This window comes from Mycolicibacter virginiensis (assembly GCF_022374935.2).
In the GTDB taxonomy this organism is placed as follows: Bacteria; Actinomycetota; Actinomycetes; order Mycobacteriales; family Mycobacteriaceae; genus Mycobacterium; species Mycobacterium virginiense.
Genome location: NZ_CP092430.2, coordinates 3,990,757 through 4,013,512 on the forward strand (window position 1 = coordinate 3,990,757; position 22,756 = coordinate 4,013,512).

General features: G+C 66.7%; 22 protein-coding genes. 9 read left to right on the plus strand and 13 right to left on the minus strand.

Annotated elements, in window-relative coordinates; translation table 11 throughout:
* Window position 1 precedes the first annotated feature (1 nt).
* Both MJO54_RS19405 and MJO54_RS19410 read right to left on the minus strand, forming a co-directional pair.
* Window positions 2-1,192, minus strand: a complete 1,191-nt coding sequence (locus MJO54_RS19405) for an amidohydrolase family protein (protein ID WP_065040853.1) — start codon at window positions 1,190-1,192, stop codon at window positions 2-4.
* 35 nt (window positions 1,193-1,227) lie between these two features.
* Window positions 1,228-2,778 carry an AMP-binding protein gene (locus MJO54_RS19410; protein ID WP_046284008.1) on the minus strand — a complete coding sequence of 517 codons (1,551 nt, stop codon included), beginning with the start codon at window positions 2,776-2,778 and terminating at the stop codon, window positions 1,228-1,230.
* 57 nt (window positions 2,779-2,835) lie between these two features.
* Between MJO54_RS19410 and MJO54_RS19415 the strand changes: the two genes are divergently transcribed.
* A complete protein-coding gene (locus MJO54_RS19415) occupies window positions 2,836-3,576 on the plus strand; it encodes an enoyl-CoA hydratase/isomerase family protein (protein ID WP_046284009.1) in 741 nt (246 codons plus the stop codon).
* Here MJO54_RS19415 and MJO54_RS19420 read toward each other — a convergent pair.
* Complete coding sequence (locus MJO54_RS19420) at window positions 3,573-4,226, minus strand: TetR family transcriptional regulator (protein ID WP_064889954.1); 654 nt, start codon at window positions 4,224-4,226, stop codon at window positions 3,573-3,575. The genes MJO54_RS19415 and MJO54_RS19420 overlap by 4 nt on opposite strands.
* Window positions 4,227-4,366: 140 nt before the next feature.
* Between MJO54_RS19420 and MJO54_RS19425 the strand changes: the two genes are divergently transcribed.
* From MJO54_RS19425 to MJO54_RS19450, 6 genes are all read left to right on the plus strand, one after another.
* A complete protein-coding gene (locus MJO54_RS19425; protein WP_064889952.1) occupies window positions 4,367-5,665 on the plus strand; it encodes a cytochrome P450 in 1,299 nt (432 codons plus the stop codon).
* 29 nt (window positions 5,666-5,694) lie between these two features.
* On the plus strand, window positions 5,695-6,897 hold the full coding sequence (locus MJO54_RS19430) for a cytochrome P450 (protein ID WP_240175345.1): 1,203 nt from the start codon (window positions 5,695-5,697) through the stop codon (window positions 6,895-6,897).
* Between the two features lie 35 nt (window positions 6,898-6,932).
* Window positions 6,933-7,772: a mycofactocin-coupled SDR family oxidoreductase gene (locus MJO54_RS19435; RefSeq protein WP_240175346.1), complete on the plus strand. Its 840-nt coding sequence runs from the start codon at window positions 6,933-6,935 to the stop codon at window positions 7,770-7,772.
* Between the two features lie 123 nt (window positions 7,773-7,895).
* Complete coding sequence (locus tag MJO54_RS19440) at window positions 7,896-8,501, plus strand: TetR/AcrR family transcriptional regulator (RefSeq protein ID WP_240175347.1); 606 nt, start codon at window positions 7,896-7,898, stop codon at window positions 8,499-8,501.
* 12 nt (window positions 8,502-8,513) lie between these two features.
* Complete coding sequence (locus tag MJO54_RS19445) at window positions 8,514-9,017, plus strand: SRPBCC family protein (RefSeq protein ID WP_240175348.1); 504 nt, start codon at window positions 8,514-8,516, stop codon at window positions 9,015-9,017.
* A complete protein-coding gene (locus MJO54_RS19450) occupies window positions 9,017-10,078 on the plus strand; it encodes an LLM class flavin-dependent oxidoreductase (RefSeq protein WP_240175349.1) in 1,062 nt (353 codons plus the stop codon). The genes MJO54_RS19445 and MJO54_RS19450 overlap by 1 nt, the downstream gene beginning before the upstream one ends.
* A gap of 8 nt (window positions 10,079-10,086) precedes the next feature.
* On the opposite strand, the gene MJO54_RS19455 is transcribed toward MJO54_RS19450, so the two are convergent.
* Genes MJO54_RS19455 through MJO54_RS19495 form a run of 9 tightly spaced genes read right to left on the minus strand, consistent with a single transcriptional unit; the run spans window position 10,087 to window position 19,984 of the window.
* The gene (locus MJO54_RS19455; RefSeq protein WP_240175350.1) at window positions 10,087-12,489 is read right to left on the minus strand and encodes a CaiB/BaiF CoA-transferase family protein; all 2,403 of its coding nucleotides are present in this window, start codon (window positions 12,487-12,489) and stop codon (window positions 10,087-10,089) included.
* Window positions 12,490-12,493: 4 nt separating this feature from the next.
* Window positions 12,494-13,459, minus strand: coding sequence for an enoyl-CoA hydratase/isomerase family protein (locus MJO54_RS19460; RefSeq protein WP_064889948.1), 966 nt, complete (start codon window positions 13,457-13,459; stop codon window positions 12,494-12,496).
* A gap of 15 nt (window positions 13,460-13,474) precedes the next feature.
* The gene (locus MJO54_RS19465; protein ID WP_105294611.1) at window positions 13,475-14,593 is read right to left on the minus strand and encodes a M24 family metallopeptidase; all 1,119 of its coding nucleotides are present in this window, start codon (window positions 14,591-14,593) and stop codon (window positions 13,475-13,477) included.
* On the minus strand, window positions 14,583-15,788 hold the full coding sequence (locus MJO54_RS19470; RefSeq protein ID WP_065153078.1) for a M24 family metallopeptidase: 1,206 nt from the start codon (window positions 15,786-15,788) through the stop codon (window positions 14,583-14,585). The genes MJO54_RS19465 and MJO54_RS19470 overlap by 11 nt, the downstream gene beginning before the upstream one ends.
* Window positions 15,788-16,984 (minus strand): amidohydrolase family protein, encoded by a 1,197-nt coding sequence (locus MJO54_RS19475; RefSeq protein ID WP_046285780.1) that lies wholly within the window; start codon window positions 16,982-16,984, stop codon window positions 15,788-15,790. The genes MJO54_RS19470 and MJO54_RS19475 overlap by 1 nt, the downstream gene beginning before the upstream one ends.
* Before the next feature lie 24 nt (window positions 16,985-17,008).
* Complete coding sequence (locus MJO54_RS19480) at window positions 17,009-18,199, minus strand: cytochrome P450 (RefSeq protein WP_082108367.1); 1,191 nt, start codon at window positions 18,197-18,199, stop codon at window positions 17,009-17,011.
* A 50-nt stretch (window positions 18,200-18,249) separates the two neighbouring features.
* Window positions 18,250-18,447, minus strand: a complete 198-nt coding sequence (locus MJO54_RS19485; protein ID WP_240175351.1) for a ferredoxin — start codon at window positions 18,445-18,447, stop codon at window positions 18,250-18,252.
* Window positions 18,444-19,109, minus strand: a complete 666-nt coding sequence (locus MJO54_RS19490) for a TetR/AcrR family transcriptional regulator (protein ID WP_046285783.1) — start codon at window positions 19,107-19,109, stop codon at window positions 18,444-18,446. Before MJO54_RS19490 ends, MJO54_RS19485 begins: the two co-directional genes overlap by 4 nt.
* Before the next feature lie 44 nt (window positions 19,110-19,153).
* Window positions 19,154-19,984, minus strand: coding sequence for an SDR family NAD(P)-dependent oxidoreductase (locus tag MJO54_RS19495; protein ID WP_240175352.1), 831 nt, complete (start codon window positions 19,982-19,984; stop codon window positions 19,154-19,156).
* A 104-nt stretch (window positions 19,985-20,088) separates the two neighbouring features.
* On the opposite strand from MJO54_RS19495, the gene MJO54_RS19500 reads away from it, so the two are divergent.
* Window positions 20,089-20,529 carry a nuclear transport factor 2 family protein gene (locus tag MJO54_RS19500; protein ID WP_240175353.1) on the plus strand — a complete coding sequence of 147 codons (441 nt, stop codon included), beginning with the start codon at window positions 20,089-20,091 and terminating at the stop codon, window positions 20,527-20,529.
* Window positions 20,530-20,608: 79 nt separating this feature from the next.
* Entirely contained in the window at window positions 20,609-21,853 is a 1,245-nt protein-coding gene (locus MJO54_RS19505; protein ID WP_046285786.1) for an HNH endonuclease signature motif containing protein, read from the plus strand.
* 15 nt (window positions 21,854-21,868) lie between these two features.
* Here MJO54_RS19505 and MJO54_RS19510 read toward each other — a convergent pair whose 3' ends face one another.
* Entirely contained in the window at window positions 21,869-22,693 is an 825-nt protein-coding gene (locus tag MJO54_RS19510) for an alpha/beta fold hydrolase (protein WP_046285787.1), read from the minus strand.
* Window positions 22,694-22,756: the final 63 nt, after the last annotated feature.

Here is a 22,756-nt window from a genome sequence, read left to right on the forward strand (position 1 = left end):
CCTAGACGGTGACGAGCCGACCGAGATTGCCGCCCATGATCTTGGCCTGGTCCTCGATGGGCAGATGCGACAGCGCGGTGATGTAGTGGGTCGGCTCGGCCAGCCCCTCTGGGTGCGGCCAGTCCGAACCGTAGAGCACCTGGTCCACGCCGACCAGGTTGATCAGGTCGTCGATGCCCTCCTCGTAGAACGGGCTGACGTAGATCCGGTTCTTGATCTCTTCCATCGGGTTTCCGAGGAACGCCTCGGGCGCCTTCCGGTAGACCTCGGCCATGGAGTCCAACAGCGGGAACATCCACTTGGAACCGGCTTCCACGATGCCGACCTTCAGCTTCGGGTGACGGAACAACGCACCGTGAATCACCCACGAGGCCACCGCATCCTGGATCGGACGCCACTCGTTGAGGATGCCCATGGCGTTGGTCTGGAACGGCAACATCTCTTCCACCGCACCGTCCCACTCGGAGGTGTAGCGGGAATAGCCACTGTCCGACGAGTGCATCCCGATGAAGACGTCGTATTCGACGCACTTCTCCCAGAACGGGTCGAATTCGGGCAGCGCGAACGACCGCGGGCCGCGGAAGCCGGGCACCGGTGCCGGGCGGATCAGAATCGCCCGAGCGCCGCGCTTGACCACCCACTCCAGTTCCTCAATCGCCTTCTCGACGATCGGAAGGGTGATGACCGGCGTGGTGAAGATGCGGTTCTGGTAGTTGAAGCCCCAGACCTCGTCCAGCCACTGGTTCAGCGCGTGGATGATGACGTGGATGGTGACCGGGTCGTCGCGCAGCCGTTCCTCGATGAGGCTGGCCAGCGTCGGGAACATCAGCGAGCGATCGATACCCAGTTCGTTCATCAGCTCCAGTCGCGGGGCGGGCTCGAAGAACGCCGGGATGGACTTCATCGGCTCGCCGAACAGTTCGCGCTTGCTCTTGCCGTCGGGGTTGCCGTACTTGAAGTACTCCTCCCAGGCGCCGGGCTTGGCGACCACCGAGAAGGTGGGGTTAGGGATGTAGTTGCTGATCTGGCCGCGGATGGCGATCTTGGTGCGCCCGTTGACCTCGACGTACTGGACGACGTCCTTGTACTCCTTGGGCAGGTACTTGGTCAGCGCTTCGGGCGGCTCGTAGAGGTGGTTATCCGCATCGAACAAGGGGAACGGGACGTCCACGCGATGTGACAGTTGGCCCATGAAATGCTCCTTTTCGGTTCATGAGAATCTTATTCTCATAGGGGTGTCGTTGCAACACTCTCGGCGAGCTGCTTGCGGACCAGGTATTTCTGCACCTTGCCGCTGGCGGTGCGCGGGAAGTCCTCGACCTCCTGCAATTCCTCGGGCCACTTCTGCCGCGCGACGCCCAGCCGCTCGAAGTGCTCCCGCACCTGCGACATGGCGGGCAGCTCACACCCCGCCTTGAGGCGCAGCACCGCGACCGCCCGCTCCCCCAGCCGGGCATCCGGCGCCGCGACCACGACCGCTTCGGCCACCGCCGGCATCGCCAGCAGGACGTCCTCGACCTCTACCGCGCTGATGTTCTCGCCGCCGCGGATGATCACGTCTGCCTTGCGGTCGGTGATGGTCAGATACCCGTCGGCGTCGAGCACCCCGATATCGCCGGTGTGGTACCACCCGTCGGCGTCGAAGGCCGCCGCGGTCAGCGCATCGTCGGTGTAGCCCAGGCACAGGTCGGGTCCGCGGCTCAGGATTTCGCCGTCCGGGGCCAACCGCACCTCCACGCCGGGCCGGGCATCGCCGTCGGTGAACAGCCGCTTGTCCTCGGGAGCACTCGGGCGGGACCCGGTGATCGACGGGTGCTCGGTGCTGCCGTAGGAGCGGAAGACGAAGATGCCCAGGTCGGCGAGCCGTCGGGTGACGGCTCCCGGCACCGTCGACCCACCCAGGCCGACGTGGCGAATGTGCTGTAGGTGGGCGTCGGTGAAATCCGGGTGGTCAAGCAGGCTGGTGACGAAGTACGGCGGTCCACCGCCGATCGACACCCCCTGTTCTGCCATCAGCGCCAGCACCTTGGCGGGATCCCAGACGTCGGCGAGATCGATCGGCGCCCCCTCCAACACCGGGATGAGAAACGCCCCGACCATGCCGATGAAGTGTCCGACCGGGGTGGCGGTGAGCTGCCGTCCGCGGTCCTTGGGGTAATTGGCCAGCAACTGGCGCGTCTCGCAGCACAGGGTCTGATGACTGTGGATCACCCCCTTGGGTTCGCGGGTGGTCCCGGAGGTGAATGCGATCAACGCGGGCGCCCCGGGGTCGGCGTTCAGGGTTCCCGCCATCGGTTCGTCGGCGAGTAGGTCTTCGAAGTTCTGACCCACCACCCCGATGATCGGGATGTCAGCGCACAACTCGGGGCGGAAACTCATCCGCCCGAACCGCTCGGCGGTGATGAACACCCGCGGCCGGCTGGCGGACAAGATGAAGCCCAGTTCCCGTGGACCGTAGAAGTGCACGACCGGCACCACGACCGCGCCCAGAAACGCCGCCGCCCAGAACGCCGCGGCGGCCTCCATCCAGTTGGGCAGCTGCAGGGCCACCACGTCACCGGGACCGACGCCGCGAGCTCGCAGGCCGGCCGCCAGTCGGCGGGCAACCAGCTCCACATCGGCAAAACTCCCCCGCCACGGCCGAACCGCCGAGTGCACCTCGAACCCTGCCTCGGAGCTGGCCGCCAACCCGGTGGCGAGCAGGTCACCAAGGGTTTCGCGGGTCCACCATCCCTGCTCTTCGTAACGCCGAACCAGGTCGGCAGGAATCTTTCGCATCTTGCCCGTGATGCTATTCTCCGTTTTTGAGAATGCCAATATCTTGAGCGGAGAGCCATGGGTCACGACCCGGACGAGCTGGACGTACAACTCGATGACGGCCTGGCCGTCATCACCATCGACCGGCCCCAGGCCCGCAACGCCATCGCCCCCGAGACCATGGAGCAACTCGACCGGGCGCTGGACAAGGTCGCTGGGGCACAGGCCCTGGTGATCACCGGCGGCGGCGACCGTGCCTTCGTCTCCGGCGGCGACCTCAAACAGCTCGCCGCCCTGCGCACCGAAGCCGAAGCAGCCGCCATGGCCTGGCGGATGCGCACCCTGTGCGATCGGATCGCCGCGTTCCCGGCACCGGTGATCGCGGCACTGAACGGTCACGCGCTGGGCGGTGGCGCCGAAGTGGCGGTCGCCGCCGACATCCGGATCGCCGCCGCCGACATCAAGATCGCGTTCAATCAGGTGTCCCTGGCGATCATGCCGGCCTGGGGCGGCGCCGAGCGGCTGGGCAAATTGGTCGGACACAGTCAGGCGCTGCTGCTGGCCGGCACCGGGACCATGCTGGACGCTTCGGCGGCCGAACGCATCGGCCTGGTCAATCGGGTGGTCCCCAGGGAGTCCTTCGACGCCGAATGGCGCGCCTTGGCCCGGTCATTGGCCAACCCGTCGGCCGGTGAGATCAAACGGGTGCTCGGTGGCGCATCGGCGGACGAGGCGGTGGCGGCGTTCGCCCGGTTGTGGGTCGCCGACGAGCATTGGGAGGCCGCCGATCGCCTCCAACAGGGCAGGAAGCAGCGCTAATGCTCGACGGGTCCCGAGGCCAGCGCGACGCCCGAGAGCGGCGCGTACGGCGGCGGGTCACCCTCGAGCCGTTGCAGCCAGCGCTCGACGAACTCGATGGTCTCGGGGTGGCCGAGGGTCATGCCCAGCGCCTCCTGCTCGATGATCAGCATCCGCGAGGCGCTCGTCATGAGAACCATCAGCACCGTTGGCGGGAACTCCTCGTCGTCGACGCCGTACCGGGCAAACAGCCCGGACACCGCAGCGATCTGTTCGGCGCGCAGCCGCTCGGCGTAATTGGCGATCTCGGCCCGCAAGGCCTCGCGCTCGTTGGCCACGGTGATGAACTGCATGGTCAACGCCGTCCATGCCGGATCGGTGTTGAATCGCCACAGCGCCCAGAGCGGCTGCGGCGACGCCAACACCGCCGCCTGTTCGGCCAAGCCCTGATCGCCACGCCGGCGGAAAATCGCCAGGAACAGGTCGTCCATGGTGCGGAAGTAATAGTGGACGAGCTGATGCTTGAGGCCCGCCCGCTCGGCGACGCGACGGGAGCTGACCGCGCCGGCGCCGTCGGTCAGCAGAAGCTCTTCTGCAGCGTCGAGCAACAGGGTCCGGTTCTTCGCGTCCGGGGCGCCAATCCTGCGCTGTCCCTTAGCCGATTCGGGCATGCCGTTTGCTCCGCATCGTGGTCGTCACCTTTACACCTTCGGCGGCCATCGTAGTGGCGCCGCAACCCTTGACCCCCCAACCCCGCCCATGCTAAGCAGGTGCACAGCATCTGTCAGCCCGTTCCGCAGAGAGGTCCACGTTGACTGACTTCGCGACGATCGATTTCTTCACCGATCAGTCCCTGGTACCCGATCCCCACCCGTACTTCGACTACCTGCGGGCCCAGAACCCGGTCACCCCGCTGGGCGTGTACGACGTGGTCGCGGTAACCGGCCACGAGGAGGCCAACGAGATCTACCGCGACTCCGACACCTTCTCCAACCTGGTCGCGGTCGGCGGGCCTTTCCCGCCGCTGCCGTTCACCCCCGAGGGCGACGACATCAGCGAGCAGATCGAGGCGCACCGCCACCTCATGCCGATGACCGAGCACATGGTCACCATGGACCCGCCGATGCACACCAAGGCTCGATCGATACTGAGCCGGCTGCTGACCCCGAAGCGGCTCAAGGAGAACCAGGACTTCATGTGGCAGCTGGCCGACCGCCAGCTCGACTACTTCATCGAGCGCGGCAGCTGCGAGTTCCTCTCGGAGTATGCGAGGCCGTTCGCGCTGCTGGTGGTCGCCGATCTGCTCGGTGTGCCCGAGGCCGACCGGCCGGCCTTCCAGGAGGTGCTGGGCGCGCCGCAACCCGGTGCCCGCATCGGCTCGCTGGACCACGAAGAGCTGGCCCATGACCCGCTGGCATGGCTGGACGACAAGTTCAGCCGCTACCTGTCTGACCGGCGGGAGAACCCGCGCGCCGACGTGCTGACCGACCTGGCCACCGCCACCTACGAGGACGGGTCTATTCCCGAGATCATCGACGTGGTCAAGAGCGCCACCTTCCTGTTCGGGGCCGGCCAGGAGACCACCACCAAGCTGCTCAGCGCCGCGTTGCGGTTCATGGCCGAGGATCCGGCCCTGGTCGAGCAGCTGCGCAGCGACCGCAGCAAGATCCCGAACTTCCTCGAGGAGACGCTGCGCCTGGAAAGCCCGGTGAAGACCGACCCCCGGCTGGTGCGCAAGACCACCACGCTGGGCGGGGTCGAGCTGAAGGCCGGCACGGTCGTGGTGATGTTCCCCGGCGCCGTCAACCGTGATCCCCGCAAATTCGAGAACCCGCACGAACTGCGGATCGACCGTCCCAATGTCCGCGAACACCTGGCGTTCGCCCGCGGCAGCCACACCTGTCCGGGTTCACCGCTGGCACGCGCGGAGAGCCGCATCTCGCTGGAACGAATCCTGGATCGTATGACCGACATCCGGCTCGACGAGACCCAACATGGCCCGGCCGACGAGCGCCGGTTCACCTTCGAACCGACCTTCATCCTGCGCGGCCTTACCGAACTGCACCTGGAATTCACCCCGGTGGCGGCTCCGGTCAGCGCTGGCCTGTAGACCGCTGCTCTGCCGAAGGGACCAACAACATGACGGTGACCGCCACCGACGAAGCGCGCTACGACCCGTATGACGTTGACCTCAACAGCGATCCGTACCCGATGTTTCGTCGGCTTCGCGAAGAGGCACCGCTGTACTACAACGCCGAGCACGACTTCTACGCGCTGAGCCGGTTCGACGACGTCAACAAGGCCCTGGTCGATCACCAGACGTTCAGCTCGGCGCGGGGGGCGATCCTGGAGCTGATCAAGGCCAATACCCCGATCCCGCCGGGGTTGATTCTGTTCGAGGACCCACCGATCCACGACATCCACCGCAAGCTGCTGGCCCGGATGTTCACCCCGCGCAAGATCGCCGAACTCGAATCCAAGATCCGCGAGTACTGCGCCCGTTGCCTCGATCCACTGATCGGTACCGGCCGCCTCGATTTCGTTGCCGACCTCGGTGCCCAGATGCCCATGCGCGTGATCGGCATGCTGGTGGGCATTCCCGAAGCCGATCAGGAGATCATTCGGGACCGCTCGAATGACAACATGCGCACCGAAGCCGGCAAGCCGATGACGGTTGCCTCCGAAGGCTTCGACGACGGTTCGATCTTCGCCGACTATCTCGACTGGCGCGTCGAGCACCCGTCCGATGACATCATGACCGAACTGCTCAACGTCGAATTCACCGACGAATCCGGCACCACCCGGCGGCTGACCCGCGACGAGCTGCTGATGTACGTGATGCTGGTGGCCGGCGCCGGAAACGAGACCACCACTCGGCTGATCGGCTGGACCGGAAAGGTGCTGGCCGAACATCCCGACCAGCGTCGCGAGTTGGTGGCGAACCCGGCGTTGATTCCGCAGGCGATCGAAGAGCTGTTGCGCTTCGAACCACCGGCACCGCATGTGGCGCGCTACGTCACCCGCGATGTGGAGTACTACGGCCAGACCGTGCCCGAAGGCAGCGTGATGATGATGCTGATCGGCGCGGCCAACCGCGACCACCGCAGGTTCGCCCCCGACGGGGACGTTTTCGACATCCACCGCGAGGCACGCCAGCACCTGACTTTCAGTGTGGGCGCACACTACTGCCTGGGTGCCGCATTGGCCCGCCTGGAAGGGCGAATCGCATTGGAGGAGATCCTCAAACGCTTCCCCGAGTGGGACGTCGACCTCACCAGCGCGGCACTGTCACCGACTTCGACGGTCCGCGGGTGGGAGTCCATGCCCGCTTCTGTCGGATGAATCCACTTCTACAAGTTACGAATTGAGGTTTTCCTATGGCTGGACGTGTTGAGGGCAAGGTCGCGTTCATCACCGGCGCGGCCCACGGTCAGGGCCGCAGTCACGCGGTGCGGCTGGCCGAGGAGGGCGCCGACATCATCGCGATCGACGTCTGTAAGCCGATCGTCGAAAATTCCCCCATTCCGCCGGCCACCCCCGAGGAACTGGCCGAGACCGTCGATCTGGTCAAGGCCCGCGGCCGTCGGATCTTCACCGCCGAAGTCGATGTGCGCGACTTCGACGGACTCAAGGCCGCGGTGGACGCCGGTGTGGAGGAGCTGGGTCGCCTGGACATCATCGTGGCCAACGCCGGCATCGGCAACGGTGGCGACACCCTGGACCAATGCAGCGAACACGACTGGCAGGAGATGATCGACATCAACCTGTCGGGCGTGTGGAAAACGGTCAAAGCGGGTGTCCCGCACCTCATTTCCGGCGGAAAGGGCGGCTCGATCATCCTGACCAGCTCCGTCGGCGGGCTGAAGGCCTACCCGCACTGCGGCAACTACGTCGCCGCCAAGCACGGCGTGGTGGGCATCATGCGCTCGTTCGCCGTCGAGTTGGGGCACCAGAACATTCGCGTCAACACCGTGCACCCCACCCACGTCAGCACCGGCATGATCATGAACGAGGGCACCTGGAAGATGTTCCGCCCGGACCTGGAGAACCCGGGTCCCGACGACATGGCGCCGATCTGCCAGATGTTCCACACCCTGCCGGTGCCCTGGGTGGACGCGGTGGACATCAGCAACGCCGTGTTGTTCCTGGCCTCCGACGAAGCCCGCTACATCACCGGCGTCACCTTGCCGGTCGACGCGGGAAGCTGCCTGAAATAGCTGTCTCGGTACGTTGACTCTGCGTCCACCAGGCGAAAGTGCGAGTGACCTGTCTGGTGAGCGCAGAGTCAACGACCTGGATATGCGTTGACGGCCGATTATGCAACTGATCATAATCGGCCGATGGCGCGCGACACCCGGCAGGCGATGGTGCTGACCGCCGTGGCACTGCTGCGCGAACGCGGCGCCGACGGGATCACCCTGGACACCCTGGTGAGCCGCAGTGGCGCGCAGCGCGGCTCGATCTATCACCACTTTCCGGGCGGACGCGCCCAGATCCTCGACGAAGCCGTTCAACTCGGCGGCGATGCGATCGGCTCACTCATCACCGGCTCCGCAGCCGGCGGTCCGATCGCGGTGCTCGATCGGCTGGCCGCCTTCTGGCGAAAGATGCTGACCGAGACCGGCTATACCGCCGGGTGCCCGGTGGTATCGGCCGCGGTCAGTTCCGGGCCCGACTCGCCGCTGCTCCAACACGCCGAACGGATCTTCGCGGCCTGGAAGACGCGGTTGATCGACTGCTTCGTGACCGACGGCCTGGACGCCGACGCGGCCGGCCGGCTGGCGACCATGTGCATCGCCGCGATGCAGGGCGCGATCATCATGTGCCGCACCGAGGCGAGCCTGCAGCCGCTGGACGATGTCGCCGGCGAGCTGCGGGTCCTGGTCTCCGCCCGAACCCTGTTCTGCACCACAGCTGACCCGGCCGGTTGCCCGGGCAGCAACTGAGAGGAAACCGCCATGGAATGGACCGGGGCCGTATACGCCGACGCACCAACGGTGGAGGTCTCCACCTGGATCGACGCCCCGCCGGAGCGCGTCTGGGAACTGGCCAGCGACATCCACGCGGTCGCCGAGAGCAGTCAGGAACTCCAGCGCGTCGAATGGGCCGACGGTGATGGGCCCCGGCTGGGCGCGCGATTCACCGGGTACAACCGGCATCCCGCCCTCGGGGAATGGTCCACGATCTCCGAAGTGGTCGAGTTCGAACCGATGACGGTGTTCGGTTGGGCCGTCAGCGATCCCGACAACCCCACGTCGTCGTGGCGGTTGAGCCTGGTCCCGGAAGGGACCGGCACCCGCCTGACCGAATGGATGCAGCTGGGGCCCGCGCCGTCCGGGCTTTCGCTGGCCATCTCCGCGATGCCGGACAAGGAACAGAAGATCGTGTTCGTGCGGCTGCGTGAATTCGAGGCGGGTATGACGGCCACCCTCGATCACCTCAAACAGCGCGCCGAGCACTGATGCGCGCGTCGATCACGCTGGAAGCGGCCAGCGTCGGCAGCTGGGAGCATCAAAAGCTGCTGGTCCGCGAGGCCGAGAAGATGGGCCTAGACATCTGCTGGGTCGCCGAGGCCTGGGGGGCGGACGCGGTCTCGGCACTGGGCTACTACGCCGCGTGCACCGACCGAATGCTGCTGGGATCGGGGATCATCCAGCTGTCCACCCGGACCCCGGTCGCCATCGCCCAAGCCGCCATCACACTGTCCAACCTGTCCGGCGGACGGTTCCTGCTCGGTCTGGGCGCCTCGGGCCCCCAGGTCATCGAGGGGCTGCACGGTCAGTCCTTCGACCGGCCGCTTCCCCGGATGCGCGAGACCATCGAGATCATCCGGCAGGCGATCGCCGGCGAGCGCATCGCCTATAGCGGCAAACAGTTCCAGATCCCCCGACTCGGTTCGGCCACCAAGCCCATGCGGTTGTCGATGCGCGCCGAACACCCGATCCCGCTGTATCTGGCCAGCCTCACCCCGGCGATGCTGACGCTGACCGGCGAAGTCGCCGACGGCTGGCTCGGCACCAGCTTCGTGCCCGAGGGCGCCGACGCGGCCTACTTCACCCATCTCGACAGCGGCCTGGCCCGCTCCGGGCGCACTCGAGCGGACCTAGACGTCTGCCAGGGCGCCGAAGTATCGTTCGCCGACGACGACAAGCATCTGAAGGAACTGATCGACAGCCGCAAGACCGAGCTGGCCTTCAGCCTGGGCGGAATGGGTTCGGCCAGTACCAATTTCTACAACCAGGCCTACAGTCGGCAGGGCTGGTCGGATGTCGCCGCCGCAGTGAAGGAACGCTGGCAGGCCGGCGACCGGAAAGGCGCCGCCGCGCTGATCACCGACGAGATGGTGCTGGCCACCACCTTGATCGGCACCCCCGCAATGGTCCGCGATCGCCTGCAGTTCTGGTGCGACGCCGGGGTGGACACCGTGCGGGTCTACCCGGCCGGCGAGCGCCTCGAAGATCGGATCGCCACGCTGGGCGCCGCGATCGAGCTGGTGCACTCGATCACGCGCACCGGCCGGTAGCTGCCCGGCTATCCCGGCGAGCTGCCGATAACCCCATCGGCTACCAACGCGGCAATCTCGGCCTCGGTAAGCCCCAGCTCGCTGAGCAGCTCATCATTGTGCTGGCCCAGTAGCGGTGCCGGTCGGGTATGAATACGGCTCGGGCCCTGCGACATTCGGGCCGGCAGTGTGCTGTGCGGAGCGGCACCGTTGACCGGGTGATCGACCCGCTCGAAGAAGTTCCGCGCGGCCAGCTGCGCCAACTCGGTCTGGCGATGCGGTTGCATGACCTTGGCGACCGGTACCCCGGCGTCCCACAGTGCTGCGACGACGTCGTCGGCGCTGCGCCTCGCGCACCAGGCGGACAGCTGTTCGTCGATCAGGTCGTGGCGGGCCCGTCGTCCGGTCGCGTCCGACAAGGCCGCATCGGCAGTCCAGGCCGGGTCACCCAGCGCAGCCCGCAGACCGGCCCACTGCCCATCGGTAGCGACCGCAATCGCTACCCAGCAGTCTTGCCTGCCGAATTCGTCGACGCCGGCGGTCCGATAGAAGTTCTGCGGGGCGGCCGCCGGCCCGCGGTTTCCGTCACGTTGCAGCAACGCACCGTTGGCGGAGTATTCGATCACCTGCTCGGCGGCGATGTTGAGTGCGGCGTCGACCATCGCCGCCTCCACCAGCACCCCCTGCCCGGTGCGGCGCCGATGCTCCAGGGCCAGCAGCAGACCCGTCAGCGCATGCACACCCGCGTTCGGGTCACCGATCGAGTACGGCTCGTAGGGGTTGCGATCGGGGTAGCCGGTCAGCCAGCTCAGGCCGGAGACGTCCTCGATGACGTAGGCGAACGCCGGGTTATCCCGCCACGGGCCGTCCAGGCCGAATCCGGGCATTCGCAGCATGATCACGTCGCTGCGCAGCGACTGCACGAAGTCGAAGTCCAGACCCAGATTCTCGACGACGCGGGGGGTGAAGTTCTCGACGATGACATCGCAGCCGGCGATCAGGCGGTGCAGCACGTCGCGGCCGGCCTCGGTCTGGAAGTCCAGCGTCAGACCCTTCTTATTGGTGTTGAGCGCCGAGAAGATCGGCGACTTCTCCCACCATGACTCCTCGCTGACCGGTATCCCGGCGATCAGCCGGGTGCCGTCGGGATGCCGGGTCGACTCAAGATGGATCACCTCGGCGCCGAGCATGGCCAGCAGGTGCGTGCACGACGGACCGGCCCAGAAAGTGGTCATGTCCAGCACCCGGATGCCGCTCAGCGGCAACCGATCCCCGGCCGGTTCCGATGCCGGGGCGTCTCGGCGCACCGGCGGCAGCTGTCGGTAGAAGTCGGTGTGTTCGCCCAGCCGCGGAGCCGGGGTCGGCGTCTGTAACGCCACACCGCGCAGCCGATAGGGCGGTACCGGTTGGACGAACCCGTCGCGCGGATTGCGGGTGAACACCTCGCGATACCGGAAGTGGTCAAACGTCGGCACGTTCTCCCCGTTGCCGACCGGCGAGTTGGGTATCCGGAAGGCCGACGCCAGGTCGCGAACATCGTCGACCTTGTGACTGCGCACCCACTGGTACAGCTCCGGCGCGTGCAGGTTCGCCTGCTCGGTGATCGACAGCGGCGAGTTCTCGTCGATCCACTCGTCGTGCCCCGACATCGCACACAGGTCGAACCACTGCTGCGCGGTGCCGCAACCCAGCGCGACCAGACCGTCGGCGGCCTCGGCCACGCCGGGCACCGTCGGCCGCCGTTCGGACCGCCACGGGTGATCGAGGACCTGAAAGTAGGTGACGGGATAGTAAGTCAGGCCGAGGATCTGGGCTTCCAGCCCGGACAGGTCGATCAGCTCGCCGCGGCCGTCGCGCAGCGCGCGGACCCGCGAGGCCAACGTCATCGCGGCGGCATACGCCCCAGCGAGCCAGTCGCCGACCTGACCGCCGATGTGTACCGGTGCGCGATCCTGCGAGCCGCGGCCGAGCCCGACCGCTCCCCCGGACCAGGCCTGCAGGGTGAACTCGGTGGCCGGGCGGTCCCGCCAGGGACCTTCCAGCCCGAACGGCGTGATGGCGGTGACCACCAGGTGCGGGTGCCGCCGGTGGATCTCAGCCGGCGCCAACGACGGGTGCCGGCCGACGGCCCCGTCCGGCGACCACACCACCGCATCGGCGGAGGCCAGCAGCCGATGCACGAACTCGATGTCGTCGACGTTGCCTGGGTCGGCGACCACACTGTGTTTGGAGCAGCCCAGGAAACTGAACAGTGCACCGCCGGACGCGGGATCGACCTCGGCCTGTGATGCCGACCAGCGGCGCATCGAATCCCCCTGCGGGGGTTCGACATCTACCACCGTTGCGCCTCCGTCGGCGAGCATCTTGGTGGCATAGGCCCCGGCGATACCGTCGGACAGGTCGACGATGGTGTAGCCGTGCAGCGGCGCCACGGTGTCAGGATTCCTTGTTGCGACTGGACTTGCTCAGCCGGAAGTCGGGCGGGAACTTCGAGTCGTTGTCCTTGACCGCCCCAGAAAGACCGGATTCGATGGCGTCGTCGAGCATCAGGTCATCGGCGTCGGGTGCCACACCCGAACCCATCGACTCGAAGAACGCCGACAGCAGGCTGCCCATGTACTCACCCTGATGCTGCTTATAGACCTCGAAGAACATCTTCTGCATGAACACGGTGTCGACCGGACGGTTGCGCGCGCAGGCCAGCGCGTACTTGTCGACCTCGGCTTCGAGTTGGTCGCGCGGGACCACCTTGTTGAGGAAGTTGCACTTCTCCATGTCGGCGGCGGTGAAAGGCCGGCCGGTGAACACCATCTCGGAGAATTTGCGAAGCCCCATCATCTGCACCCAGGTCCACATCCGCGGCCCCCAGCCGTAGTAGCGGAAGGACGGGTGGCCGAACAGTGCGTCGTCGCTGGAGATCACCAGATCGGCGTCGGCGGCCTGGTAGAAGTGCCAGCCATAGCAGTAGCCCTTGGCCTCGACGATGCTGATCTTCTTGAGCTCCTGCAGCGGACGGTTGCCGGCCTGCACATTGGCGTACCAGGCGCTGATGGTGGCGCCGTTGCGAAAGGTGCCCTGGGGCGGATAGTTGACGTCCATGCCTTCCAAACGCAGTTCAGCCAGCCGCCTTTCGGGATCCTCGACGCCCTCCATGAATTCGGGAAGGTCCGCACCGCTGCCCAGGTTGTCTCCGACACCACGGATCACCACGACCTTGACGTCGTTGTCCACGCTGGCCCCGCGCAGCAGGTCCGCGTAGCGCAGCCGCGCCGATGATGTCGGGGCGTTGAGGTATTCGGGCCGGTCGAAGGTGATGGTGGCGATTTTGGTGGCCGGGTCCTTGTGGTAGCGGATGATCTCTTCCGCGGACGGCCGCTCGGAAGGCCCTGGCGTGTCTGACATTCGCGAACTGCTCCTCTAATTGGAAGGTCTGGTGGTCAAAACTTCGTGGCCGTCCTCGGTGATCAGTACGGTCTCGCGCCCCAATACCGCACCCAGCCCGGGTTCGAACACATAACCGGTGACGGCCAGCACCATGCCCGGCTCCAGCCGTCCGGACGCCGCGGTCTGTGGCAGGTGCGCCGATACCACCGGCGGGTCGAATCCCAGCCCCAGACCATGCGCCACCGGGACCGGCGGCAGCGGTTCCCCGGCGTCGGCGTAGGCACTCAGCAGCGCACTGCCGGAGGCTCCGGGCCGGCAGGCACCGGACAGTTTCTCCCACAACACATCCCAGCGCCGGTAGAGTGCAGCGGTCCTGGTGTCGGGACTGCCGCCGACCGCGAAGGTGCGTCCCACCTCTCCGAGGTAGCCGTCGGCGAGCACAGCCGCCGAGATCGCTACCAGGTCCCCGGCCCGGACCCGGCCGCCTCCACCCGCATGCCGCCACGGGTGTTCCCGGGAGGTCACCCAGACGACGTCTTGGTTGGCCGGGGTGCTGTCCCCTCCCGCGCTCATCGCCTCCATCAGCACCCCGACCAACGTCTGTTCGCTGACACCGTCGTCCACGGCGCCCGCCGCCACTGCCAACGCCGACTCAGCGACCGCCACCGCGCTGCGCAGCGCCGCGACTTCCTCGGCGGTCTTGATGGACCGGGCGGCCCGCATGGCGGGTTCCCCGTCGACAAGTTCGGCTTGCGGGAAGGCCAGCGGGAGCAGTTGGGCGAACATCGGTGACATCGCATCGGTTCCGACCCGTCGTGCGCTCAGTGCCCCGTCGAGATGCGCCAGTGCGGCGATGATGTTCGTCGGATTCCACGAAATCTCGTTCAGGTGATCATGCGGAATGTCCTCGGCCGCACCGTGGCCGGAGGAGCTCAGCAGGTGAACCGCGCCGCTCGCGCGCACCAGCACGCAGTTGGGTGCAAACGAGCGGGTGCCCGCCATCCAGCGCTGGGGAGTGCCGGTGAGGTAGCGGACGTTGGCCTGGCGCCCCAACACCAGCACATCGAGGTCGTGGGCTTCCATCTGAGCCAGCGCGCGCTCACGTCGCCCGCAGCTCAGCGCCAGCGCATCCGGCGCAACCTCAGTACGCATACGGCGTCCGGGGGTCGTCGGTCAAGGAGAGGAAGCCGTCCTCGGTGATCACCACGACATGCTTGCGACGGTATCCGCTGGTGCCGTCCTGCCACACCCTCGGCTCCAGCACCAGCACCATGCCCGGCTCGAACACGAAGTTCTCGTCGAATTCGGCACCCAGGTCGGTGCCGATCATCGGCGCTTCGCCGGCGGTCACCCCAAGTCCGTGGCCGAGGTGGCCGTGCGGCAGCCACGGCCGCCGTCCGCCGTTGGCGGCAGTGGCCACTCGGGCCAGATCTCCGGCGGTGACACCGGCCCGCGTCACGTCTAGCACGGCGGACAGAACCGCCTGCCACTGTCGAAACTGCGCCTGCTGGCGTGGTGTCGGGTCGGTGCCGACGAGCCAGGTATGACCGAAGGCCGAGCAATATCCGCCGTAGCTGATCGAGGCGTCCGACCACACCACGTCGCCGACGGACAGCTCACGGCCGGCAGCCGTCATCGACAGAGCTCGGCCGCCGGGCATCACCTGCCAGACCGGCTCCAGCATGATGGCGTCGGCACCGAATTCGAAAGCGCGCCGCAGGAAGTGCGCGGACAGGTCCCGCTGCCGGACGCCGGGACTCAGCCGCGCCCGCACCTCGCCCATCACCCGCCCGGTGATCCGGCATGCGGTCCGGATACACGACAGTTCATCGGTGGTCTTGGTCAACTTGGCGGCGTTGACCACCTGCGCCGCATCGACCGGCCGGCGCGCCGCGAACAGCCGCTCCTGGGCGCGCCGCATGGCACCGGTGCACTCGTCGACCCCGACTACGGCGCTGCCCGGGATCAGCTCGGCGATGCCTCGGGCGAATTGGTCGACACCTTCGTCGCATTCGAGGAACGCCGGCGGGTGCAGGTGATCGGCGGCCAGATCGGATTCCCAGGCGTTCCGCACAGGTGCGAACAGATGCGGCCACGGGTCGTCGGCAAGCACCACGGCGACCGGTCGATCGATGTGGGACAGACCTGCGTCACCCAGTCGCCAGCTGGTACCGGTGGCATAGGTGACGGTGTCATTGCCCAGCAACACCAGGGCGTCGATACCCCGCTCGGCCATCGCCGCCCGCAGCCGCGCGCCGGTCTCCCGACGCAGCCGCGTCCGGTCCGGAGCTTCTGCGATCTCTACGCCGCCGGCCACGGCCGACAGCGTTGCCGCGGCAGCCGCCATCAGACACCCAGGAATGCTTTGATGTTGCTGCTCACCACTTTCGCCGCGTCCTGCGGTCCCAGGGCTGCGACAACGTTGGCCAAGGACTTCTCCGAGTAGCCAAAGGTGCTCTCGTTGTGCGGGTAGTCCGACGACCACATCACCTTGTCCACCCCGATCTGATCGATCAGTCGCAGGCCGAGCGGGTCGACCATGAACGACGCGCTCATGTGGGTGTCCCAGTAGTGCCGGATGTCGTGCTGCAGTTGATGGGTGAACATGTGCTGATAGGAGGCCAGCAGGTGTTCGGCGTCCTGCAAAGCGGTGGGAACCCAGGCGATCCCGCCTTCGAACCAGCCGATCCGCAGGCCCGGGTGACGGTCCAGGATGCCGGAGAAGATGTATTTGGCGAACTGTTCGCGGAACGAGTCGACATTGACCATCATGCCCACCACGACGCTGTTGACCTCGCAGGGCGTCTTCGGCGGGGTTTCACCGATGTGATGGGTGATCGGTAGCCCGGCCTGCTCGATCTCATCCCAGACCGGATCCATCGCCCGGGCACCGAAATCGATGATGTTGCCGTCGTCGTCCTTGCCGGGGTTCAGCGGCAGCAGGAACGTCTTGAGCCCCAGCGCCTTACACTCTTCCACGGTGCGCCTGGTGCCGGCGGGGTCCCACCAGTTGATCAGGCCCACCCCGTAGAAGTGGCCGTTCGACCGCTCCTGCAACTCGGCCATGTACTCGTTGTAGATGCGGAAAACCCGCTCCCGCAGCTCTTTGTCGGGGAAGTGAAACAAAGCGAGGACAGCGTTGGGGAACGCCAGTTCCTTGTCGACGCCGTCGGTGGCCAGCTCGGCGATCCGGGCCTCGATATTGCTGCTGGCCGCACCGGCCAGATCGTCGTATTGCATGAGCACCGCCGAGAAGTCGCCCGGCAGGAACGACTGCCCCTTGCGGCCGACCATGTACGCGCCGTCTTCGTACCAGATGCGGGGTGCCTTGTCCTTGAGGTCCTCGGGGAACCGTTGGTAGAAGATGTCGTCGGCGATCGAGATGTGGTTGTCGGCGGAGAACACTTCGGTACCGGCCGGGAGGCCGACACCAGCTATGCCCGCACCGGCGCGCCCATGACGGTCCTTGGGCGCCCCGTAGCCGCCGGCGGGATAGAACGCTGTGCTGTGAAACGCGGCGGCTTCAGTTGGTGTGCTGGCCATGTCAATCCACTTCCAATCGGGCGGTTACCAGGTGACGGGGAGTTCGTAGACGCCGTAGGCGAGCCGGTCGTTCTTGAACGGGATCTCGTCGATGTCCACCGCCAGCTTCAGGGTGGGGATGCGCTGGAACAGGGTGCGGAAGGCGATCACCATCTCGGCGCGGGCCAGCTGCTGACCGACGCACTGGTGCGGGCCAAACCCGAACGCCATGTGCTGGCGGGCCGGGCGCGCCAGGTCGAGCGCATCCGGATCGGGGAAGACCGAGGCATCCCAGTTGGCCGGCGCCAAGTCGATGATGATGCCCTCACCGGCGCGAATGGTCTCGCCGCCGATCTCGATGTCCTCGAGGGCCACCCGGCGCTGGCCGGTGTGGATGATCGACAGGTAGCGCAGCAGTTCCTCGATCGCGTTGGCGATCGCGGCGTCGTCGTTGCCGCGGAACACCGCTGTCTTCTCGGCGATCTTGTCGGGTTCGTGTAGCAACGCCACGATGCCCAGGCCGATCATGTTCGCGGTGGTCTCGTGCCCGGCGATGAGCATCCCGGTGCCCAGCTGGGTGGCCTCGCGCACCGACAGCTCACCGTTTTTCACCCGCTTGCCCAAGTCGGAGACCATGTCGTCGGTCGGCTCGGCCATGCGGGTCTCCAGTAGCTGGACCAGGTACTTGGAGAGTCCGGTGGCGCCCTCGGCGAGGTCGTCGGAGGTGGCGTTGCGGTCCACGCCCATGGTGGCGTGCTGCTGGAAGAACTCGTGGTCCTCATAGGGCACGCCGAGCAGTTCGCTGATGACCAGGGAGGGAATCGGCAACGCGAATCCCTCGATCAGGTCGGCCGGTTGCGGTCCGGCCAGGATCGCGTCGATGTGTTCGTCGGTGATGCGTTGCGCGACCGGGGCCAAGGCGTCGACCCGTTTCATGGTCAGAGCCGGGGACAGAATCCGCCGGTACCGGATGTGTTCGGCGCCGTCGGTGGTGAACACCGACTTGGGTCGGTGGTCGACGCTGGCGCGCATCATCTCGTTCCAGTGCGGGAACCCGGGCTGGTGGTCGTCGACGCTCACGCGGGGATCGGAGAACAGGGTGCGCACCGCCTCATAGCCGGTGATCAGCCACGGGGTGCTGCCGTCCCAGATCCGCACCCGGCTCAGCGGCCGCTGTGCGGCCAGCGCCATGGTCTCCGGCGGCGGCGCGAACGGGCACCGGCCGTCGCGGCTCATCGGATACTCCGGCGTTGCAGTGCTGGCAATGGTGGACGCTTCGGTCACGCTCACTCCTCGACGATCTTGATGGCTCCGGACGGACAGACTTGGGCCGCCTGGTGCACGGCGTCGGCCAACTCCTGCGGCGGGGAATCATCGAGCAGGACGACGACACCGTCCTCATCACGCTGGTCGAACACCCGGGACGCAAACCCCACGCACTGCCCCGAGGACGCGCAGATGTCTTGGTCGACGGTCACTTTCATTGCGGGCCTCCCTGAGCTCCGGTGACCGGAGCGAGCCACAGACCCACGATTGCGTCGATCAGGTCGGATCCGGCTTCGGTCCAGCTGGCGGATGCCGACGCTCCAGATGCCAGCGCGCGCTCGTGTTCGGCGCAGGTGTGCATCAACAGGTTTCGGGCCATCACGTTGCGGGCCTGGTGGACCCGCAGTGGAAGATCCGGCAGGCAGGTGTTGATGCCATCGACGACCTGCACCAGCGACGGCGAACTCAGCGCGTCCTTGACGACGATGTTGTGGTAGGCCGGATCGGCCATCACCTGCGCAGCAAATCGCGCATACCAGGTCGGATTGCCTAGCGCGGCAAGGTGATCGGTGAGTGGACGGACCAGGCAGGACACCCAGTGGCGCAGTTCGGTGGAATCCGACGCGTCCGACACCATCTCTTCGCGCAGCCGCTCGACCGGCACTCGGTGGCGGCGCTCGATCTCGCGGACCAGGTCGGTCTTGGTGCCGAAGTGGTATCCGACGGCGGCGTTGTTGCCCTGTCCGGCGGCTTCGCTGACCTGCCGGTTGGAGACCGCGAATACCCCGTGTTCGGCGAACAGCCGTTCGGCCGCGGTCAGGATCGCTTCCCGCGTGCTGCTGGCTCGTTCAGCCCGCACGGCCCGATCAGCGGTGGTCACGGCGTCAGTCAACCGCGGTTCACGGTTTAAGTCAAGCGATTGATTTAATTTTTTGCGGCATCCGCCGGCTTGCTGCGGCGACGGATCGCCTTGCCTGCGACGGTTCCGCCGTCCACCGGCAGCACCACGCCCGTCACGTACCGGGAGCGCTCACCGGCGAGGTAGAGCGCAGCTTCGGCGACGTCAGCCGCGGTCCCCTCCCGCTTCAGCGGCCGGTCGGCCCGCATCGTCTCGCGAATCGCCGCTTCGTACCGTTCCAGGTCCTCCGGATCCAGGTTCGCCGCCGCCGACGACGCCACGAACGGCGTCGGAACGTTGCCGGGCGCAATGGCATTGACCCGGATGTCGTAGTGGGCCAGCTCAATCGCCGCGGATTTGGTGAACTGGATGACCGCGGCTTTCGACGCGCGGTAGGTCATCACCCCGCCGCCGGCCTGAATCCCGCCGATCGAGGTCAGATTGAGGATCGACCCGCCGCCGGCTTTGGACATGTACCGGGCGGCGTCGCGAGTACCGGCCATCACACCGAGCACGTTGACCGCCATGATGCGGTGAAAGTCAGCCAGGTCGTCGTCGAGAAACCTGTTGTGCATGGTGCCCGAGACCCCGGCGTTGTTGACCATGATGTCCAGTCCGCCGAACATCTCGACGGCCGATTCGACCAGGGCGCCCACTTGGGCCGGGTCAGAGACATCGGCGACCCGGAAGATCGCCTCCGCACCGAGTTGGCCCGCGAGCGCTTCGCCGCGTTCGCGATCCATGTCGGCGATGACGACGCGCGCTCCCTCGGCGAGGAATCGCTCGGCGATCCCGCGGCCGATACCCGATGCACCTCCGGTGACGATTGCCACCTTGCCGGTCAATTCGTTGCCCATCTGCACCCTTCCGCTGCGGACCACGTCCGTGATCGACTCAACCCGTTGGTCCGGGTTCAGTCAAGCGACTGAATTAAATGGTCGGGCGACCTAAAGTCGGCAGCATGACAGGCCCCGTCTCGACCGACGACCGGCTGGAGATCGCCGCGCTGCTCTACCGCTACGCCCGAGCCGTGGACACCAAGGACTGGACGCTGTATCGGTCGGTGTTCACCGAAGAGGCCGTCATCGACTACTCATCAGCGGGCGCGATCTGCGGCACGCGTGACGAAGTCGCCGACTGGTTGGCGACCGGTTTTGCGTCGATTCCGATGTCGATGCACTACATCACCAACATCGAGATCCTGGATCACACTGCCGATTCCGCGCTCGCACGGGCGATGTTCTACAACCCCATGCAGCTGCCCGGAATGACGGGCTTGAGCCACTGCGGTGGCTACTACCACCACGAGCTGGTCCGCACCGGCGGCGGTTGGCGTAGCGCACATCTGCGCGAGGAGAACGTCTGGTTCACCAATTCCCCGGGCCGCCACCAGGTCGGTTGATCACCTGGCGCAGAAGCGTTTTGCAACCCGCGCAGATTCGGCAGCACAACATGTCAGACCCCTCTGCAATGCTTTGGCTATGCCCTCGATCGCACCGTCAGCCAGTGCCGAAGCGCGAGGCGGCACGCGCCTTGAGGTGCTCTTCGAGGAGCTGGCCGAGTTGTGTGGTCAGCGCAACGCGATCGATGGACGCATCGTGGACATCGCCGCCGAGATCGAGCGAGACGAGCTGTGGGGTGGTACCGGAGCGCGGTCTGTCGCTGCGCTGCTGGCCTGGAAGACCGGGGTGTCACCGGGCAACGCCCACACCATCGCAACGGTGGCCCATCGAGCCGACGAGTTTCCCCGCTGCGTCCAGGGCATGCGGGAAGGTCGCGTGTCACTCGATCAGGTCGGGGTGATCGCAGGGCGGGCCGCCGACGGCTCCGACGAGCACTACGCACAGCTGGCCGGCGTGGCCACGGTCAACCAGCTGCGCACCGCAGTCAAACTGGAACCGCGACCCGAACCCGATCACCGGCCTGAGCCGGCGTGCTCGATCACCAAGACCGGCGACGAGCAGGGTAGCTGCTGGCGGATCAAACTCGATCACCTCAACGCGGCGAAGTTCGATGCGGCACTGCGGTCTCACCTGGACGCCCTGATGGCCGAGTGGAAACACGACCACGATGGCCGCGCAATAGATCAGGCGCCTCCGTTGCCGACTACGGCTGACGCGTTTCTGCGTCTGGTCGAGGCTGGATGGGATGCGGCGGCAGCCCGCCGGCCCCACGGGCAGCACACCACCGTGGTGGCGCACCTCGACATCAACGACCGGGCCGCGGCACTGCACCTGGGGCCGCTGCTGTCGGACGAAGAACGCCGATACCTGCTGTGCGACGCCCGCTTTGAGGTGTGGTTCGAGCGCAATGGCGAACCCATCGGCGCCGGCCGCACGACCCGCGGGATCAGCCGCCGGCTTCGACGGGCCATTGAGCACCGCGACCGCTGCTGCGTGGTTCCCGGCTGCGGGGCCACTCGAGGGCTGCACGCCCATCACATCCGGCACTGGGAAGACGGCGGCGAAACCGAACTGCCCAACCTGGTGCTGGTCTGCCCGTATCACCATCGGCTGCACCACCGGGGCATCATCACCATCACCGGGCCAGCCACCCACCTCACCGTCACCGACAACACCGACCGACCACTGAGCGCCGCATCGCTGGCCCGCCCACCCAAGCAACCGCGACCCACGGTGGCAGCATGTTCCGGGCCCACCGGCGAACGCGCCCAATGGTGGTGGTACTCACCATTCCAACCGCAAGCACCACCGACAACTAATTAGGTCACGGGCGGCTGATCACCCGGCAAAGAAGTCCAGCAGTAAGCCGTTGACCTGTTCGGCCTGTTCGATCTGCGGGCAGTGGCCGGCACCCTCCACGACGACGGCGCGCCCGCCGGGGATCTTGTCGACGATCTGCGCCGACCACCCCGGCGGGAGCAGCTTGTCGCCGGCACCTTCAATTACCAACGTCGGTACTGAAATGCGTTCGTAGGCACGGTCGCTCGACGCCGGCGGTGGGGTCTCGGCGCCGGGCCGGCGGAAGCGCGCCGCCGCTACCGCCTCCCATGCGCCGGGTGCGATGCTCGAAACGTACCGCCGCCGTACGTAGTCGTCGTCGTCAGGATAGGCCGGGTCGTGAAACAGCGCGGCCACGATCCGGCGCATGGCGGGCACCGTCGCGTCGTAGTCGTAGAGCGCGGCCATGTGTTCGTTCTGCTGGATCTCTCCGCCACCGCAGATGGCGACCAGTCGCCGCACCGGCAACAGCGGCGCCTCCGACGTGGTGTCGACCAGCAGCATGATGGCGCCCATCGAATTGCCCACGAAATCCGCCGATTCGACTCCCAGCGTCGCGCAGAACCGCGCGACGTGGCGAATCCGCATTCCGCGCCCGTCGTTGAAGTCGAGGACCTTGGCCGACTCCCCGAACCCGAGCAGGTCCGGCGCGAGTACCCGATAGCGCTCGGCCAGTGCGGGGATGGTGTGTTCCCAGCCGATCTCAGCGCCGGCACCGAACTCGCCGCCGTGAAGCAGCACCAGCGCCGGGGCGAACGGGTCACCCGATTCCAGGTAGGAAGTGCTCAGGCCGTCCACGACGACGGTCTTGCGCGTGATCAGCACGTGGGCTCCTCAGTCGGGGATCAGCGGGCCGATCGGCCGGGTCGTAGTGGCGTGAAATCCACC